Raw genomic sequence first — 18,590 nt, forward strand, 5'->3', positions numbered from 1 at the left:
GGCGGCGCGCCACCGACGAAATTCAATCGCTCCCGCTTCGGTGACCATCGACAATCCAGCCGCTTGAGCGGGCTCGCTCCGGCCAAGAACCATAAGGAACCCAACGTGACCGAGATCAATCGCAAAGCCGACCAGAAGACGGTCGATGGTCCCGCTGACAACTTCACGGGCAAGACCACGGTGACGATGCTCTTCCAGCGTGGCGAACCGTCGCGCGTCTCGGGCGCTCGCGTCCATTTCGAACCGGGCGCTCGTACGGCTTGGCATACCCATCCGCTCGGCCAGACGCTGATCGTCACCGAGGGGGTGGGCTGGACGCAGGTCGAAGGTGGACCCGTTCTTGAGTTTCATGCCGGCGATGTTCTGCTTTGCCCAGCCAAGGAGAAGCACTGGCATGGCGCCACGCCGACAGAGGGCATGACCCATATCGCCGTTCAGGAGAGCGAGAACGGTTCGCCGGTGACGTGGATGGAGAAGGTTTCTGACGAGGATTACCTGAAGGGTCCCGGTCGCTGATCAAGCCTGCTGACGTGCGGCGCGCCTGTAGGCGCGACGGCGACGATGCCCACCTGGCTAGCCAGGCGGCGTCACGGAGAAAAATGCCATGAAGTTCGATACGCCTGCGGGCACGACGCCAATCGACAGACTGGCCGTGGTCGGTCGCGCCCATCCCCGCGTGGAAGGTAAGCTAAAGACGACTGGTCTCGCGCGCTATGCCGCCGAGCGTCACGACGTCGCCCCGGGAGCCACTTACGGCTACATTCTGGGTGCCGCGATCGGCAAGGGCCGGATCGAACGTATCGACACCGCCGCAGCGCAGGCCGCGCCGGGTGTCCGCGCGATCGTCACGCATGAGAATTCGGGCCCGATCGGCACGGGCGAGTTCTACGTCCAGCGCGTCCTCGCCGGTCCGATGGTCGATCATTATCATCAGGCGGTCGCCGTCGTCGTCGCCGATACCTTCGAACAGGCGCGCGCTGCAGCATCTCTGATCAACATCAGCTACGCTCGTGGAAACGGCCGCTTCGACCTGGCCGTTCAAAAGCCGTCGACGCCAATCGCGCCCAAGGAGGCGTTCGGTGGCCCGACCGCGGTCTCAGTCGGGGCGTTCGCGACCGCATTCGCGGGCGCACCAGTTCAGGTCGACGAGACCTACACCGTTCCTGATCACGCACACGCGATGATGGAGCCGCATGCGACGATCGCGCGCTGGGACGGCGACCAGCTCACCTGCTGGACGTCGATCCAGGCAATGAATTGGGGCTGCCGCGACCTGGGCCTCATCATTGGCACGCCCAAGGAGAAGATCCGCCTGCACTCTGCCTTCATCGGGGGCGGTTTCGGCGGCAAGGGCACGACGCAGAGCGATCTGGCGCTCGCGGCCCTCGCCGCGCGAGTATCGGGCCGTCCGGTCAAGCTCGTGCTGCAGCGGGCCTTGATGTTCAACAACACCATCCACCGGCCCAAGACCATCCAGCGGGTGCGGCTCGGGGCCGCAAAGGACGGCCGGTTGCTTGCCGTGGGTCATGACAGTTGGTCGGGCAATCTGCCCGGCGGCCGGACCGAGCCATCGACCCTGCCGACCCGGCTGATGTACGCCGGCGAGAACCGGTTGCTGCGTCGCTATCTGGCGCAGCTTGATCTGGCGGAAGGCAACGCCATGCGTGCGCCGGGAGAGGCCCCGGGCATGATGGCGCTGGAAGTTGCCATGGACGAACTCGCCGAGAAGCTCGGCATGGACCCTGTGGCGCTGCGGATCACCAACGACACGCAAGTGGATCCGGAAAAGCCTGAACGTCGCTTCTCCACCCGCCCGTTCGTGCAGTGTCTGAAAGAGGGCGCAGACCGGTTCGGCTGGGATGCACGCGCTGCAAAGCCTGCCAGTCGACGCGAGGGAAAGTGGCTGATTGGCATGGGCATGGCGAGTGCGATCCGCGGTGCGCCGATCTCCAAGGCCGGTGCCCGCGTGCGCCTGGACAAGAACGGGCACGTCACTGTCGAGACCGACATGACCGATATCGGCACCGGCAGCTACACGATCGTGGCCCAGACCGCGGCCGAGATGATGGGCGTGCCCCTGGAGCACGTGACGGCGAAACTCGGCGATTCCACCTTTCCCGAAACACCGGGCTCGGGCGGCCAGGCTGGTGCGGCATCGGTGACCGCAGGGGTCTATGCTGCATGCGCAAAGCTGCGCGATCTGATCGCGCAACGCATGGGCTTCAACACAACTGATGTCACCTTTGCTAATGGCATGGTGCAATCGGCCGGACGATCGGTGGCGCTCGCCGATGTGACCAAGGATGGTGACCTCGTCGCTGAAGACTCTATGGAATATGGCGACCTGAAGGACCGTTTCGCGCAGCAGACCGTCGGCGCCCATTTTGCCGAGGTCGCCGTGGACGCCTATACCGGTGCGGTTCGTGTCCGTCGGATGCTGGCCGTATGCGGGGCCGGACGCATCCTCAATCCGACCACTGCCCGCAGCCAGGTCATCGGCGGCATGACGATGGGCATCGGCGCTGCCCTGATGGAGGAAATGGCCGTCGACACCCGCTTTGGCTTCTTCGTCAATCACGATCTTGCCGGCTACGAAGTCCCCGTCCATGCCGACGTGCCGCACCTGGAGGCGCATTTCATCGACGAAGTCGATCCGACAATGTCGCCGCTGAAAGCCAAGGGCGTCGGCGAACTAGGCCTGACCGGTGTCGCGCCAGCGATCGCCAATGCAGTCTACAACGCGACCGGCGTGCGGGTCCGCTCCTATCCGCTGACGCTCGACAAGCACCTTGCAAACCTGCCGGCGGTCGCCTGATGTTCGTGCTTCGGATCGTGTCGCTGCTGTCGCTCACGCTCGCCTCCGCGAGCGCGGTGGGACAGGTGCCACAAGCCCTTTCCTCCAGCGCGGTCCCAATTCCGCCGGGCGAACGTGCCTTGCCTATGATCATGGCCGATCAACCGATCGTCGTGCAGGGCGCGACCAAGGATCTGGAGGGACCGGTCTTCCTCCCGGATGGCACACTGCTCTTCTCCGACGTCCAAGGCGGACGGGTGATGCGGCTCGATCGCTCGGGGCGGATCGCGTCCGTCGTCAAACTTGCCGGCTTGATGCCGGGTGGCATGGCGCTGGGACCTGACCGCCGCCTCTACATCGCGACAGCAAACTCGTCCGGTGGTGGCGCCGTCGTATCGATGGCGCCCGATGGATCCGATCAGCGGGTCATCGTGCCCGAGACGGCGGGTTTTTCGCCCAACGACCTCGTATTCGATCACGCAGACGGGTTCTACTTCACCGATGCGCGTGGCGGTATCGGAGCCCCGGAGGGCGGCGTCTGGTACGTCAAGGGCGATGCCAAGCCGCTGCCGGTCCTGCAGCACCTCCCCATCGCCAACGGTATCGCCCTCAGCCCGGATGACAAAACCTTGTGGGTCGGCGGGTTTGCGCTTGGACAGCTACACCGCCTCAACCTGACGGATGCGACGACGACGGCGCCATTCGGCGCGACGACGCCCTATCATTTCACTGGCTCTGCCCCGGACTCGATGCGCGCTGACGCAGCCGGTCGCGTCTATGTCTCGCTGTACGGCCAAGGCCGGATCCTCGTGTTCACGCCGACCGGCCTGCCGCTTGCCCAGATCGTTCTGCCCGGCCGGGACGCAGGCCGGAACCTCAACCTCACGAGCCTCGCCCTGCGGCCCGGCACGTCCGACATCGCGATCGTCGCCAGTGATGGCTCCCCCGGCGGCAACGCGACGATCTTTCACGCAAAAATGCCGAACTGAAAGACCCGATTATGCGCGCGACAATCCTCTACCCCAATCAGGATGTTCGCATCGAGAACGTTCCCGATGCGACCATCCGTCAGCCAACCGATGCGGTGATCCGCGTAACCCGCGCCTGCATCTGCGGCAGCGACCTGTGGCCTTACAATGGCGGCCCGAATGACGGTCGCCAACCGATGGGCCATGAGGCTATCGGCATCGTCGAGGCGATCGGCAGCGAGGTCCGGACGGTCAAGCCGGGTCAGTTGGTCGTCATGCCGTTTGCCTTCTCCGATGGAAGCTGCCTGTTTTGCGAAGAGGGGCTGCAGACCGCCTGCGTGCATGGCGGTTTCTTCGGTCAGAGCGATGATCCCGGCGGTGCGCAGGCCGAGGCACTGCGTATCCCGCATGCCGACGGGACGCTCTACCCGCTTGCTGTCGGGGCGGACGATGCTCTGATGGCCTCGCTCCTGTCCCTGTCCGACGTTATGGGAACGGGCCATCATGCGGCCTTCACCGCGCGTGTGCGCCGTGGTGGCAGCGTCGCGGTTGTTGGTGACGGTGCCGTCGGCCTGTGCGGCGTGATCGCCGCCAAGCGGCTCGGCGCCGAGCAGATTATCATCATGGGCCGACACCCGGCGCGGCTCGACCTGGCCCGGCATTTCGGCGCGACCGATGTCGTATCTGAGCGCGGCGAAGAGGCCGTCGAGCGTGTGCGTCAGCTGACCCAAGGCCTCGGCGTCCAGTCCGTGCTGGAATGCGTCGGCACCGCTCAGTCGGCCGAAACGTCGATGGGGATCGTCCGCAAAGGCGGTACGGTCGGCCGCGTCGGTGTGCCGCACTATGAGGTGATCCCAGGTGCGCAGCCGATGTTCTACGGCAACGTGACGGTGGGTGGCGGTCCCGCTCCGGTGCGCGCCTATATCGACGAACTGCTCCCAGATGTCATGGAAGGCCGCATACAACCCGGTCTGGTCTTCGATCGCACCGTCGACCTCGACGGCGTACGCGATGGCTATCGTGCGATGAATGAGCGGGAAGCGTTGAAGGTCATGATCCGGCCGTGATACATTCTCTCGTCACCAGGTCTCCCGGGTTTGCAGCTTCGGACCAATGATCCAGCGCCTCGTTCGGCAATCTTTGGTGGCAAGCAGGATTCATCATGCTAACTAATCGATCCGATCTCGCCGATCTGACCTACTTTCTCGCAATCGCCCGGCATCGCAATTTCCGCCTTGCCGGGCTGGAGCTTGGCGTCAGTGCTTCGGGTCTCAGCCACGCGCTCAAAGGTCTTGAGACGCGCTTGGGCGTCCGATTGCTGAACCGAACCAACAGGAGTGTCACACTTACGGCAGCGGGAGAGGGATTGCGGGATGCCGTGACCGATCCGTTCGGCCAGATCGCCCAAGCGATTGAGGGACTTAATCAGTATCGCGCGGCACCCACCGGTCGCATTCGGCTGAACGTCGTCGCGGAAGCTGCCTCGCTGCTGCTCGCGCCGGTCCTGCCCGTCTTCATCGAGCGATATCCGGATATCGAGCTGCACATCGCAGCCCGCGATCAGATGACCGACATCACCGACGGCGGTTTCGATGCGGGCATCCGCTACGGCGGCACCGTTCCCGAAGATATGATCACGCAGCGACTTTCGGCCGATCTGCGCTGGATTGTCGCTGGTGCCCCATCGTACCTCGATCGGATGGGCACGCCAGAGAGCCCGGAGGACCTGCAACAGCACCAGTGCCTTGGCGTACGGCTAGGCGACGACCGCATTTACCGATGGGAGTTTGAAGGTCCAGAGGGAGAATTTGCCGTTACCGTGCCTGACAGAATCGTTCTCGATGACGGGCGGGCCATGCTATCCACGGCACGGTCGGGAGCTGGCCTAACTTACGGCCTGAAGTCGTCATTCCAACCCTATGTCGAACGTGGCGAGCTACGCTACGTGTTGGAAGATTGGTCCACTGTAGGTCCAGGATATTACATCTATTATTCAAGCAGACGCCAGGTGCCGACTGGCCTCAAACTGCTGATCGACTTAGTACGCGAGCTTCGTCCACTCGGATTGTAGTTGCACCGATTGCGTCTCGGAATGATCTTCAGCCGGTGCCTTTTAGGCATGACTCACAAGCACCGCGGCTGAACGGACCCAAATCCGGCCACTCGGAGCGCCCTGCCCGCTTCCCAAATTCTGCCATTCATTCATGAGCGCTGAGCATAGTGAGGAGCACCAGAAGCCAAGAAACTTCGCTGGGAAGTCACCGCGTGGGCAGGCGCATTCGAGGGGCGATGGATGAGCGCGCCGATCAGACAAAGCGCACGCGGCGCGGACTTATGTGGTTGCGCGTACAGCCTAGCTGTACTCCCAGATGTCGAGGTGTGCCATCTGTTGACACAGGCGCGGTACGTGCGCAGAGCCGGATGATGACCACGCGCCTTTCCTGCAATGTATCGCTGACCCCCGAGCTGAAGAGCTTCATCTCAAGCAGCTTGGCAACGGGTGATTATGCCAATGTCAGCGAGGTCGTTCGCGCGGGGTTGTGTTCGCTGCGAGACGGTCCGCGCCGCGCCTCCCAGACGGTGGTGGATGGCTGGCCAGTGGGAGGTGGTGAGTGCGGCACCCTGATCCGTAACCGCGACTGGAGCCGCACGGCGCTCGGAATGCCGGAAGCATGGTCTCATGAAATGCGGGCCACCATCTCCAATCTCGTCAACTCGCCGGTCGCCAAGGTGCTGATGTGGGGACCAGACCACATCATGTTCTACAATGATGCCTACCGGGAGATCGCCGGCGAGCGGCACCCGTTGGCGCTCGGCACACCGGTGGCAGAGGCGTTTCCCGAAGTGTGGGACTGGAACCGTCCGATACTGGCGGCGGTGCGTCAGGGCGAGACGCAATCCTACCTTGATCAGCCGATCGTCTTTCAGCGCGCCAATGGCCCGCAGACGCTGGGCCTCAGCCTGTTCTACACACCGGTCTACGATGCGAATGGAACGCCCGGTGGCGTGCTGTGCACCATCATCGACAACAGCAAACGGATTGCCACCGAGCAAAAACTTGCCGCGAGCGAAGCCGAGTTGCGCCGGATCGCGGATGCCGTGCCGATGCTGGTGTCTTACGTCGATTGCGATCACGTCTACCGCTTCGCCAATGCCGACTATGAAAGCTGGTTCGGCATCTCGCCCGATGCGGTCGTCGGCAAGTCCGTGCGGGAAGTAATCGGTGACGAGGCGTACCGCACCCGCGCAAAGGACCTCGACCTCGCGTTGACGGGCAGCCCGCTCGTCGCGGAGACGGTATTGCATCACCGGACCCTTGGCCCACGTCAGACCGAGATCCGCTATGTTCCCCATGTCGGGGACAGCGGCGAGACGCTCGGCGTCTATATCCTCGGCATCGATATCGGCGATCGCGCCGAGCGCGAAGCAGAAATCAAGGCGAGCAACAGCCGTTTCCGCACTGCCATGGAGGCCGTGCACGGCGTGCTTTGGACCAACAGCGCCGACGGCCGCATGGTCGGCGAGCAGCCGGGCTGGAGTGCGCTGACCGGGCAAAGCCAGGACGAGTACCAGGGTTTCGGTTGGGCATCGGCCGTCCACCCGGACGACGCGGCCGCATCCGTCGTTGCCTGGAACCAAGCCGTGTCTGCCCGCAGCATGTTCGTGCACGAGCACCGCGTTTGCCGTCACGATGGCGAATGGCGGACCTTTGCTATTCGTGCCCTGCCCATCCTCGACGATGCCGGCGAGATTTCGGAATGGGTGGGCGTCCACACCGACATTTCCCACCAGCGTGCGGCGGAGGCGAGCTTGCGCGAGCACGCCGAGAGCCTGTCGCGGCAGGTGCGGCATCGCGAACGGGCAGAGGATCAGCTCCGACATCTCAACGAAAATTTAGAAAGCCGTGTCATCCGGGAAATTGCGGATCGGCGCGAGGCTGAGGTTAAACTTGCTCAGTCGCAGAAGATGGAGACGGTCGGCAAGCTGACAGGCGGCGTCGCGCACGACTTCAACAATCTGCTCCAAGTGGTCGGCGGCAATCTTCAGCTGCTCAGCCGCGACGTTGCCGGTAACGAGCGCGCCGAGAAGCGCGTCAACAACGCGATGGCCGGCGTGTCACGGGGTGCAAAGCTGGCGGCCCAGCTCCTGGCCTTCGGGCGCCGTCAGGCGCTCGAGCCGAAGGTCGTCAACGTCACCCGCTTCGTGCAGGGAATGGACGACATGCTACGCCGCGCGATCGGCGAGGCGATCGAGGTGGAAACCGTCTTTTCCGGCGGGCTGTGGAACACCTTTATCGATCCCGCGCAGATCGAGAACGCGCTGCTCAATCTCGCGATCAACGCGCGCGATGCGATGGAGGGTCGCGGCAAGCTGACCATCGAGCTGGCAAATGCGCATCTCGACGACGCCTATGCGCGCTCCCATGACGAGGTGACGCCGGGGCAGTACGTCATGCTGGCGGTCAGCGATACCGGGTCGGGCATGTCGCCCGAGATCATCGCTAAGGTGTTCGAACCGTTCTTCTCGACCAAGGCCGAGGGCAAGGGATCGGGCCTCGGCCTGTCGATGGTCTATGGCTTCGTCAAACAGTCCGGCGGCCACGTAAAAATCTACTCGGAAGTCGGCGAGGGCACGACCATCCGCCTCTACCTGCCGCGCGCGACCGAGGCCGAGGACCTTGAGGTCGTGAGTGATGCAGGCCCCGTCACCGGCGGCACGGAAACTGTGCTGGTCGTCGAGGATGACGAGGAGGTCCGCGCCACCGTCGTCGAGATGCTTACCGATCTTGGCTACAGCGTCCTCAAGGCGCCCGACGCGGCCAGCGCCCTGGCGGTGATCGAAAGTGGTGTGGCGATCGACATGCTATTTACCGACGTAGTCATGCCCGGAACGCTGAAGAGCCCGGAACTCGCTCGCAAGGCTCGCGAACGGCTGCCCGATCTCGCCGTGCTGTTCACCAGCGGCTATACCGAAAACTCGATCGTGCACGGCGGCAAGCTCGACAAGGGGGTCGAGCTGCTCTCCAAGCCATATACGCGCGACGCGTTGGCGCGCAAATTCCGGCACGTGCTGGCCAATCAACGCCAGCGGAAGCAAACATTTGTCCCGACAGCTGCAAACGCCGAGCTTGTCACCACCTGCTCCGCGCCGATCGCATCTTCGGCGACGATCCGTCAGACCGCACTTTTGGTCGAAGATGACGATCTGATCCGCGGCAACACTGGCGAGATGCTGGAGGAGGCCGGTTTCGTCGTGGTCGAGGCAGCCAGCGCCGAAGAAGCGTTGATGGCGCTGCAGACGGCCCCTGTCGACGTTCTGGTCACCGACCTCAACCTGCCAGGAGCTTCCGGACGCGAGCTCGCCGAAAAAGCACGCGCGTTGCGGCCTGATGCCATCGTCATCTTCGCGACCGGCGATCCCGGAGCCGTGGCGAACGAGATCGACTGTGTAGTTCTGCCGAAGCCATACAACGCCGCAGCGTTGGCGTCAGCCATACGCTTTGGCCGCAGCAATGAGCCCGTTCCCAACGCGTCGACCGACAAAGTGGGAGGATAAGTTAAGGTCTAGCCGCAGGGGTGTGTCCATTCACACCCTATCGCAATCGAACGAGAGAGTGCTGCAAACGCAATGTCTGATGAGCAGCTTGCTTCGATCACGAGCGTCCTACGTCGAGCGCCCGAATGGATCAGGCACGATCTGCTCGCTAAAGATCCTGCCGGGCGCCAGCGGGCTGAGGAAGCTTTAGCCGCGATGATCGCAGCGGCCCTTTCTCATACCGCAGAGGTCACCGATCAAGCAGGCTAGCTCCGATGACAAGGCGACGGCGAGGACGCAAACCCGGACATTCGCGCCCCCTCCCCCGCTCCCCATCTTCAGACATTCATTCATCTCCGCGCTGAATGGCCTCGTCGCATGATCGACCGTCATGGATGTCGTGAATGGAGAGGAGAGCGGACGTTCGCCTCATGGTGGCATGTTGAGCTGAGCCACAGTTCCGGTGCCTCCGTCATTCCGTTTTAGAAACAAGTGCCAGAGCTTGAGCTTGCCGCGCCGCCGTCGCCTCGGCGTTTTCGCGCCTTCTGGGATCAAGCGGCCAGACAGCCAGAACTTGTGGAGAGAGCCGGACGACGGCGTAACAAGACGTGATGATTAATGGTACTTTGACGTCAGGACCTGACGGCGTGGTATCCTGCTTCGGACACGCAACCTTAGGCTTGTCGTTAAACGGCCCTACAGCAGACAAAAGCTCAAAAACGTTTTTGTCTCCGTTGTAGTAAGCTTCGAGCTGCCTCAAATCGTGTTGGTCTACGAGCATAAAGCTCGCAGGAAGATCGTTGGCAACGCCAGCTTTGGCTGACCGGCAACGCCAGCTTACACAATCGATATTTGGCGGTCGCCCTTCGTAGAGTACGGTGGGAACAATTTGTAGAAGGCCAGCCGATACAGGCGCCGATGACCTTGAGGCGTCTCGTGCGAGCTTTTCGGCGTCAATCTTCCCGGTGTCCTCATCTTGGGGATTGTATGAAGTGTTACTGGCCTCGCCACGTTTCGAGACGAGCTGCACCTCTGCCAAGCGTGTTCTAAATACTCGGTCAGCAATTTTGACAAAGATGGGCGACCTTAGGACATCGTCCGACGCTCGATTAGATGGAGCCGTCGAGCATGCACCTGAAAGCAGGAAACTAGTTATGGCCAACCGCATTGCCGCCGTGCGTAGGTGCACACGGAACGCGAAATGAAAAAACGGACGCATTCGCGAATGATCGCTCTATAAGCAGACTTTTGCAAGTTACATTTGACTCCGAGCTTCCAATGTCCGGAAGCGGGCGTAAGCGGCAGGTCCGCTTTTGGGAGGAAAGCGGACTGACGACTTTTAGAAGCGAAGTGGCCGTGGCTGCCGTTTTCGGACGAGATGTTGTTGCGCCCCATTAAAAAAAGACTGCGGATTACCTATCGACAGCTGGCAGCCATCTATTAAATATTAGCTGCTCCGATACGATCGCCGTATTCGAGCGGTCCTTCGCAGGAATATACCGCCCCTGTTCGACCAGCAGCTTGCAGGCGCGTTCGTCTATCGTTCGGCTTCCCGAGGACGTTACGGGTGTGCACTGCTCAATATGTCCAGTCGTACCAATTAGTACTCGCAATCCCATTTTGCTCTGCGCTCGCTGCGAGATAGCATCATATGAAATTCTACTGTCTAGTAACAGCTTATCAACCAGCTTTGGCACTGCCGGCGTTTCAACCTGATGCTCGCGTTCTGGGTCAATACCGTAACTAACAATAAAATCCTGAGAGCATTCCGCCATTGATTTTAGCAAAGCGTTCCACGCTCCCGTTTTGAAGGCAGCGAGCCTCTCCTTACCATGTTCAAAGGATATGTCAGCAATAGCTTGTTGCGCAATCTCGTCACGGTCAATGTAAAGCCCGAACTCTGGTGATTTCGCAATTGGCGAATTGAAGTCTATCGCCTTTCCTTCGAACCGTCGGCCGCCTGGACCTATCACAAGCGCCAAGGTTGTACCTCTTGGTAGTTTAACCGGCGATGCAACATTCGCAGAGATAACTAGCTTATGCTCAAGCGGTGGCGTTGCGACTGAAAGCTGAGCCTGTCCATTGTTAAAAGGCCGTGTAGCCACGCATCCGGGTGATGCGAAATCGATCGCCCATTTGCCGGACGGTTCTAGCGCCGTTGCCGATAACGTTATTTGCATAAATGTCGCAGCGACCCACCACGTCATTGCAATATCTCCCTATACCACCCGTCTACTTCGCTTTATACGGCCAATTTGCACGATTTAAAATAATACTACGGGGCCAAGTGTCGATTATTGCGCTGACTGCTTATTAAAATAAACAGCGCTATGCGATAGCCCCGGGATATTGACGCACCTTTTTGTAGGAAAATGAGCTTGTATTCTAAGTAAGGCGCTTGATTAACTTAGTTAACAATTGGGCGTCAGCCGTCATTCTCGTTTTCCAAGTCGGTTAATAGGTCAGCGAGCTGGCTCCGACGTGCTGGCGCGTATGCGGGGTCTTTCGCTCGGATGTCATCGTCGTCAGCCCAATAGCTCAGGCCATGCCACGCCTTACGCTCAGCACCTCGCAGCGCTGCGGGATCGACGGTAGCAGCGTTGAGCTCGTCGTTCGTCACGTCGCCACCATCTATAATGCGCCGAAGGAAGCCAATTAGGAAGGTGCGAGCGTCGGTCATCTATAAGAAGCTGCCCGAACTCCAACGCTCAGGCAATGCCCGCTATCGAGAATGAGAGGCCGAGCCACCGACGTCTGCAACTGGGCGTGATTAGACGGTAAGCCGAGCTGAGTTCGTGCTTTCGAGTATTACATCTTCGGCATGAGCCGTGGCTTCCACGACCCAATTGCAGTCATTGGCAGTCCGCTGCCCGCTTGCGGAAACCGGACGTCCATTCATGTCCGCAGCACGACTGGTATTCTGGATATGAGCTTACACCAGAGACGAAGCTGCAGGACCGATGTCTTTCGCCTCACTGCGAAGCGACCCGCTCGACGATGACACGGATTGCCGCCCGGCTTGTGGGGAATGCCGAACCGCTAGCTGGGCACCGCGTACACTACGGCATTGTCTGCTTTGAAGAATCGAACATCGACGGTCTCAATTTTTCCACTCGCTCAATCGACGGAAGCCGATCAACCTGACGTTGAACCGGGCGACACAGGTTCAAGCGAGGTAGGTAGGCTCATGATCATGATCGATCGGCGGATTTTAGCGTTGGCGTTGATGGTCGCAGGCGCTCTTCCGACAGCAGCGTGTGGCAAGCAGACTAACGGCGATGGGCCACAATCGACCGTCGCCACCAATGATCAGCCCGCCATTCGCATTTCTCCTAGCGCTGGCTCTGCTCCATCATCAAACGGACGTCATAACGCCCTTGGCTGGAGCCTTCAGCAGTTTCAGCAGCATCGCGAACGCAAAGTAATGGCAGCAGATGCCAATCACGACGGCCGGGTCAGCCGAGCCGAATTCGTGGCAGCGATGACGAACGGCAAGGGTGACCCCGCCAAGCGGTTCAAGCATCTCGACCGCGACGGCGACGGTTTCGTGGATCGCCCGGAGATTGATACGGCCGCCAGCCAGCGTTTCCGCCGGTTGGATAGCAACAGCGATGGTCGACCGACCCGTGCTGAGCGCAAGGCGGGACACGCCTCGGCTACCGGTAGTGGCGCTGGATCAGCCGACGACGCCGGCGAATGATATCGGGTCAGGAACCTTGCTGGTAAGGTACGCCCAATTTGGACAACCCCGATCCCGACGTTGCGTTGCTGTCACGCCTCTCACGCGGCGATCCGACAGCGGCGCGCTTGCTAGTCACGGGCAAGCTCCCGCGCATCGTCGGCTTGGCGAACCGCATGCTGCGCGATACCACGGAAGCAGAGGACGTCGCCCAGGAGGCATTCGTCCGTGTCTGGCGGCAAGCTGGCAGCTGGGAGCCAGGGCGTGCGCGGTTCGATACCTGGCTGCACACGGTAGTCCTCAATCTGTGCCGCGATCGGTTGCGTCGTCGGCGCGAGATTACGAGCGAAGCGGTCGTCGACCTTACCGACCCTACGCCCAATGCCGAGGCTACGCTTGTCTCGGCAGAACGCGATGGGGCGGTAGCAGCAGCGATTGCCGCGCTACCGGAACGTCAACGAGAGGCCATATTGCTCGTTCATTATCAGGATCTGACAGGCGCGGCCGCAGCCGAAGCGCTGGAGGTCAGCGTCGAGGCGCTGGAATCCTTGCTGGCGCGCGGTCGACGGACCTTGCGCGCACAGCTTTCGCAAAAAGGAGCGAACGGTGACATCTGAGCCTTTCAGCCTGGAGCGTTTTCAAGCGCTGGCCGATGCCTATGGCGGTGTGATCGCACGGTGGCCGATTTCCCAGAAGGATGACGCGCTGCGCGTGTCGAGAACGCTGGAAGGGAGAGCTATCCTTGCCGATGCACGGGCGCTCGACGATACGCTCGATAGTTGGCTGGTGCCAGCCCCCAACCACGCGCTCGCGGCCCGTGTTCTTGCGGGTGCGCCCAGAACCTCGATCGCGCGATCGGTCAAACTTTGGTGGACTGCGATCGGGATGACCGCCGCACTGTCAGGCGCCACGGCCGGCATCGCTGCTACGACGATTCTTACACCGACGAGCCAGGCAGACAGCATGACGGTATTCGGCGACCTACCGGCCGGGAGTGACAGCAATGGGTAGGATGCGCATTCTGGTCATCGCCTCGCTGTTGCTCAACCTGTTCCTCGCAGGAGCACTGATCGGCGGAACGGTCTGGCTGAAGGGTGGTCACCGCATGATCGCTGCGGGCGCGCTACGCGTGATCGGCTCGGAACTGCCACGCGACGAGCGCCGTGCGTTCCGTACCAACCTGCGTCAGGCCCGCGCGTCGGTGCGGCCACTCATCGTCGACAGCAACGCTGCCAAGGCGAAGGCAGCAAGACTGCTAGGCGAGCCGGTACCGAATGCGGTCGCGATCAAGGCGTCGCTTGCTCGAGCTCGCGCCAACGACGCCCGGGTCCGTGCGATCGTCGAAGACCGCGCCGTGGATTTTGCCGCCACGCTCCCGCAGGCGGACCGCCAGAGCATTGCGAATGCGTTGACCAGCAGAATACGCAAGCGGGATCGGTGACGCCGATGGCAACGGGGCGTCGCGACGGATTTGCAGTGACGCGCCGTTCAACGAGCAACGAACCGAACAGAAGGTCACGCTCCATTGAGAACAAGCCTGATAACGCGTCTGATGACGACCGCCGCCCTCCTGTGTGTCGCGGCATGCGGTAGCGGGGGCAGTGCGACTTCGGCGCCTATTGCCATTGTCCCAGGCGCAACGCCGACCCCGACAGCAGCGTCTTTACCCACGCCAACGCCAACGCCTGCTCCCACACCAGTGGCTGCGCAGGCGGTCGGGGTATCCGGGCTTCACCTCACCCTCAACGGTCAAAACTGGATGCCGCGGAGCGTAGTGATTCGCGGCTTTGTCGCCACACCTGCGTATTTGCAGGCCAATCTGCCAAAAACGTACACGGGAACCGTGAACTATGGGGCAGCCGAACTGGCAGCAGCGACGGCGTTCGGCGCGGACACGCTTCGCTTCCAGGTCAGCCAGCCGTCGCTGGATCCGCAATCGCCGCTTTACGATGCCGCTTATGCCGCCAGCGTCACCGCCGCGATCAAGCAGGCGCGAGCTGCCGGGTTCGTCGTCATGATCTCGATGCAGGACGAGACCAATAGCGGAGAGACGGGGTTCAACCCTTTCGCCACCGCCGTGACGGTACGCGATTGGGATGCGCTCAACGCAACATTCGGGGCGGACCGTGGTGTGCTGTATGAGCTGTACAACGAGCCGCGATCGGCGAAGAGCGATGCGAACTGGGCGCTATGGGCCAATGGCGGTACCAATGCTGCCGGCGCAAGCGATCCCGTCGCGGTCGGTATGCAGCCGCTGGTCGACCATCTGCGTGCGGCCGGCAGCCAGAATGTCATGGTGCTTGACGGGCTAGGGATCGGTCGCACGCTCGACGGCGCGCCGACGATCAACGACCCGCTCGGCCGTGTCGTCTACGCAGTCCACCCATATCAGCGCGGTAGTGACGACGAGAGCAAATGGGATGTGGATTTTGGCATTCCCAGCACCAAAATGCCGGTTTGGGCCGATGAATGGTCCGCCGGGTTCGGCGCCGATATCGGCCTTGGCAATCTAACCAGCTATCAGGTCGCGGTCGACCTTCTGAACTACCTGCGCGACCATTCTATTCCGCTGGGCGGCGGGGCGTTCGACGTGCCGGATGTGATGACCCAGACGGTGCCTGGATGGGCCCCGACAACATACAAGGGATCAACGCCAGCCAATCCGATGGGCAATTCGGGGCAGCTCGTCCACACGCTCTTCACGACAAATTATGGCCGGCCGCTTACCGCAGCTGACGGATTTTAACGTAGAGCCGGGGCACCGCGGTGCCCCGGCCAATCATTCACTCAGCGGTAGCGCCAACCGCCATGCCAGCGGTAACGGTGCCCCCAATAGCGGCCGCCATGCCAATAGCCTCGGCCGGGGTAGAACACGCCGATTACCGGACCGCGCCGCCCGTACCCAGGGCCGCGATTGGGAACGCAGCGCCCGTAGGCAGCGCGATGAAAGCCCCGCCCGCAGCCTTGCGCGGCGTCGGCGGTCGACGCCACGCCAAGCGTTGTTGTGGCGGCCAGAGCCGCCAGGATAAGCATTTTCATGATCACCTCTCATTTGCTTACGCATCCGGATTTGAACCGGACAATCGTTCAACGCCACCGAAAGCGGTTTCCGTCGTAGTTCGTTTTCAACAGGGCGATCTAGCCACCGCTTGGCATGTCTCGAGCACAGCGAAAGCCGATATGACCGGTACTGCTCTCGGGGGTGCTGCTGCTACGGGCCGCAACCCGGTACCGGTTGCAATAGGATGGGTGACACAGATGCGAGCCGCCCCGCAGCACCCGACGCTCGCCACTGGCGGGACCGTGAGGATTGTCCCGCGATGCAAAGAGATGATGCGCAGGATCGAACCAGTCGGCGCACCAGTCCCAGACGTTGCCGGCCATGCCGTACACGCCGTAGCCGTTGGCCGGAAACTCGCGCACCGGCCCCGTGCCGGGGAGTAGGAACCCGGCTCGTCGGCTTGGGAACGGCCCGTCCCAAATCCGACAGCGTGGTTCGCCCTCGGGCAAGAAAACATCGCCCCAGGGATAAATCTGCTGGTCGAGCCCCCCGCGTGCCGCGCATTCCCATTCCGCTTCGGTCGGCAGGCGCTTGCCCGCCCAGCCTGCATAGGCGAGCGCATCGTGCCAGGAGACATGAACGACTGGGTGACCGCCCTGGTCGTTGATATCGCTCTGGGGGCCAGAGGGGTGACGCCAGTTGACGCCCTCGACTGCCGCCCACCACGGCGCCTGCTCTACGACCGGATCGCTAGATCGCGTTTCGCCTACGAACACAAAGGACCAGCCCAGATGCTCGGCATCGGTGACATGGTCGGTCGCCTTCACGAAAAGCGCGAACGAGGCGTTGGTGACGGCGGTCGCATCGATCAGGAAGGGGGGAAGGCGCACGGCACGAACCGGCCCCTCCCCATCCTCGGGGAACCCAAGCGGATCGTCCGAACCCATCCGGAACACGCCGCCCGGGATCTCGACCATCGGATCAGTCGCGGCGGAGCACACCCCGACATGCAGCGACGGCGTGCGTGGTGCTTGGCTTGGGTGATCGGGAGAACAACAACCCATCAGCGCTCAGGTCGGAAAGTCGGTAATACGTGTGACCGCATCTGCCAGCGGGAAGGGGTCACCAGCCGATATCAACCATGCTCCGATCTGCTTGTCGAAACCCGTCATCATCGCCTGGTGTGCCGGGTCACGGACCAGATTCTTCATCTGGAACGGGTCGGCGACATTGTCGTAAAGGCACCAACGACCGCTCTCGGCAACAGCGTAGGTATGGGTGTCGGTCCGCAAACCGCGATAGGTCGGCTGGTTGATGAACTGGTGGCCTGGTCGCGTCTCCCGTCCGTGGCGTACGAGGCTGTCGGACGCCGTCTCTCCTGCATCGCCGTCCTCACCGCTTGCCGGCATTCCTTCGGCTGCATGTGGCAATTGGTTCATCAGGAACACGGCTTGCGACGCCTCGACGCTGCCACCGCGCATCACGGCCGACATGTCGCGCCCGGCGCAATGACGCGGGACCGGCAGGCCAGCCAAGGCACATAGCGTCGGATAGATGTCGATGGCAGCGAACAGCGTGTCGGACTTACCGCCTTTAGGCGTAACGCCGGGATAACGGATGAAGAACGGGACCCGGCAGGACTCCTCGAAGGGCACCTGCTTCGCCATACGCCCCTGCGAGCCCATCATGTCGCCGTGGTCGGAGGTGTAGACGACGATCGTGTCCTCTGCCTGACCACTGGCCTCCAACGCCGCCAGCAGCCGTCCGAACTCCGCATCGACACCGGTGATCGCACCATAATAGCCCTGCATCGCTTCACGCAGCGGTTCGGCGGCGGTCAATGGTTTCGCCTCACCAGCGGCAGGCTTCCCTTGCAGGGGAAACGAGACGTTGGGTCGCAGCTTGAGCTGGTCGGGAGGGTAACGCTCGGCGTCCTGCGCAGGTGGGTTGTAAGGCGGATGCGGCGGGTTCCACGACACCATCAACATCCAGGGCTTGGTCGCACCGTGCTGCTGCTCGATGAGGGTGATCGCCTGATCGGTCATCGTCGTGCAGTTCCAGCCGTCGGGCTGGATCCGGGCGCCGGTATCGGGATCGTAGGTCCAGGAGCGGTAGTGCGCATTGGTCCGCGCCCAGACATGCCAATCTTCGAACCCCATGCGGTCGGGACCAGCGGGTATGAACGCATTGCCGCGACCCTGCAGATGCCATTTGCCGACATAGCCGGTGTGGTAGCCGGCATCGAGGAACACGCGGCCGAGCGAGATTTCGTTCGACGGCAGCGCGACGTTGTTGTGGGTCAGACCCGTCTGATACGGCCAGCGTCCGCTCATCAGGATGCCGCGATAAGGTGTGCAAAGCGGATAGTTGGAGACGCACCGATCCATCGAGAAGTTCGCGTGCCGGAAGGCGTCGAGATGGGGTGCCGCGGCCTGGTTGAAAGGCTCGCCTGGCAGCGATGCGGCTCGGTGCTGATCGCTGAAAACGTAGAGGAGATTAGGCCGTCGTCGCGCAGTCACAGCACGAACGCCTGTTGCAGCGACAGCGGCACTTGCTGCAGTCGCCTGAACAAAATCACGACGGTTCATGGGGGCCTCTCCACAGCATAACGAA

General features: G+C 62.0%; 18 protein-coding genes. 12 read left to right on the top strand and 6 right to left on the bottom strand.

Features of this window, described 5'->3' with window-relative positions:
* The first annotated feature begins 105 nt into the window (after positions 1-105).
* The 7 genes from SFC76_RS18995 (at position 106) to SFC76_RS19600 (ending at position 9,567) form a co-directional block, all read left to right on the top strand.
* On the top strand, positions 106-516 hold the full coding sequence (locus SFC76_RS18995) for a cupin domain-containing protein (protein ID WP_322850983.1): 411 nt from the start codon (positions 106-108) through the stop codon (positions 514-516).
* Positions 517-604: 88 nt separating this feature from the next.
* Entirely contained in the window at positions 605-2,815 is a 2,211-nt protein-coding gene (gene paoC, locus SFC76_RS19000; protein WP_322850984.1) for an aldehyde oxidoreductase molybdenum-binding subunit PaoC, read from the top strand.
* Positions 2,815-3,783, top strand: coding sequence for an SMP-30/gluconolactonase/LRE family protein (locus SFC76_RS19005; RefSeq protein ID WP_322850985.1), 969 nt, complete (start codon positions 2,815-2,817; stop codon positions 3,781-3,783). The genes paoC and SFC76_RS19005 overlap by 1 nt, the downstream gene beginning before the upstream one ends.
* Positions 3,784-3,794: 11 nt before the next feature.
* On the top strand, positions 3,795-4,829 hold the full coding sequence (locus SFC76_RS19010; RefSeq protein ID WP_322850986.1) for a zinc-dependent alcohol dehydrogenase family protein: 1,035 nt from the start codon (positions 3,795-3,797) through the stop codon (positions 4,827-4,829).
* A gap of 95 nt (positions 4,830-4,924) precedes the next feature.
* Positions 4,925-5,833 (top strand): LysR family transcriptional regulator, encoded by a 909-nt coding sequence (locus SFC76_RS19015; protein ID WP_322850987.1) that lies wholly within the window; start codon positions 4,925-4,927, stop codon positions 5,831-5,833.
* Positions 5,834-6,186: 353 nt separating this feature from the next.
* Entirely contained in the window at positions 6,187-9,318 is a 3,132-nt protein-coding gene (locus SFC76_RS19020; RefSeq protein WP_416222448.1) for a PAS domain-containing protein, read from the top strand.
* Positions 9,319-9,390: 72 nt separating this feature from the next.
* A complete protein-coding gene (locus tag SFC76_RS19600) occupies positions 9,391-9,567 on the top strand; it encodes a DUF6771 family protein (protein ID WP_416222449.1) in 177 nt (58 codons plus the stop codon).
* A 202-nt stretch (positions 9,568-9,769) separates the two neighbouring features.
* On the opposite strand, the gene SFC76_RS19025 is transcribed toward SFC76_RS19600, so the two are convergent.
* From SFC76_RS19025 to SFC76_RS19035, 3 genes are all read right to left on the bottom strand, one after another.
* On the bottom strand, positions 9,770-10,336 hold the full coding sequence (locus SFC76_RS19025; RefSeq protein ID WP_322850988.1) for a hypothetical protein: 567 nt from the start codon (positions 10,334-10,336) through the stop codon (positions 9,770-9,772).
* Between the two features lie 373 nt (positions 10,337-10,709).
* Complete coding sequence (locus SFC76_RS19030) at positions 10,710-11,504, bottom strand: energy transducer TonB (protein ID WP_322850989.1); 795 nt, start codon at positions 11,502-11,504, stop codon at positions 10,710-10,712.
* 218 nt (positions 11,505-11,722) lie between these two features.
* Positions 11,723-11,977 carry a hypothetical protein gene (locus tag SFC76_RS19035; RefSeq protein ID WP_322850990.1) on the bottom strand — a complete coding sequence of 85 codons (255 nt, stop codon included), beginning with the start codon at positions 11,975-11,977 and terminating at the stop codon, positions 11,723-11,725.
* Positions 11,978-12,484: 507 nt separating this feature from the next.
* Here SFC76_RS19035 and SFC76_RS19040 point away from each other — a divergent pair.
* From SFC76_RS19040 to SFC76_RS19060, 5 genes are all read left to right on the top strand, one after another.
* On the top strand, positions 12,485-12,997 hold the full coding sequence (locus SFC76_RS19040; protein WP_322850991.1) for a signal transduction protein: 513 nt from the start codon (positions 12,485-12,487) through the stop codon (positions 12,995-12,997).
* A gap of 38 nt (positions 12,998-13,035) precedes the next feature.
* On the top strand, positions 13,036-13,593 hold the full coding sequence (locus tag SFC76_RS19045; protein ID WP_322850992.1) for an RNA polymerase sigma factor: 558 nt from the start codon (positions 13,036-13,038) through the stop codon (positions 13,591-13,593).
* Positions 13,583-13,987: a hypothetical protein gene (locus SFC76_RS19050; protein WP_322850993.1), complete on the top strand. Its 405-nt coding sequence runs from the start codon at positions 13,583-13,585 to the stop codon at positions 13,985-13,987. The genes SFC76_RS19045 and SFC76_RS19050 overlap by 11 nt, the downstream gene beginning before the upstream one ends.
* A gap of 1 nt (position 13,988) precedes the next feature.
* Positions 13,989-14,417 carry a periplasmic heavy metal sensor gene (locus SFC76_RS19055; RefSeq protein ID WP_322850994.1) on the top strand — a complete coding sequence of 143 codons (429 nt, stop codon included), beginning with the start codon at positions 13,989-13,991 and terminating at the stop codon, positions 14,415-14,417.
* Positions 14,418-14,675: 258 nt separating this feature from the next.
* Positions 14,676-15,722, top strand: a complete 1,047-nt coding sequence (locus SFC76_RS19060) for a cellulase family glycosylhydrolase (RefSeq protein WP_322850995.1) — start codon at positions 14,676-14,678, stop codon at positions 15,720-15,722.
* Between the two features lie 41 nt (positions 15,723-15,763).
* On the opposite strand, the gene SFC76_RS19605 is transcribed toward SFC76_RS19060, so the two are convergent.
* The 3 genes from SFC76_RS19605 to SFC76_RS19070 all read right to left on the bottom strand — a co-directional run bounded on the left by SFC76_RS19605 (position 15,764) and on the right by SFC76_RS19070 (position 18,565).
* Positions 15,764-16,015, bottom strand: a complete 252-nt coding sequence (locus SFC76_RS19605) for a GCG_CRPN prefix-to-repeats domain-containing protein (protein WP_416222450.1) — start codon at positions 16,013-16,015, stop codon at positions 15,764-15,766.
* Positions 16,016-16,114: 99 nt separating this feature from the next.
* The gene (locus SFC76_RS19065; protein ID WP_322850996.1) at positions 16,115-16,954 is read right to left on the bottom strand and encodes a formylglycine-generating enzyme family protein; all 840 of its coding nucleotides are present in this window, start codon (positions 16,952-16,954) and stop codon (positions 16,115-16,117) included.
* Between the two features lie 93 nt (positions 16,955-17,047).
* Positions 17,048-18,565, bottom strand: a complete 1,518-nt coding sequence (locus SFC76_RS19070) for a sulfatase (RefSeq protein ID WP_322850997.1) — start codon at positions 18,563-18,565, stop codon at positions 17,048-17,050.
* Positions 18,566-18,590 lie beyond the last annotated feature (25 nt).

The sequence above is a fragment of the Sphingomonas sp. CD22 genome (assembly GCF_034556155.1).
Lineage (GTDB): Bacteria > Pseudomonadota > Alphaproteobacteria > Sphingomonadales > Sphingomonadaceae > Sphingomonas.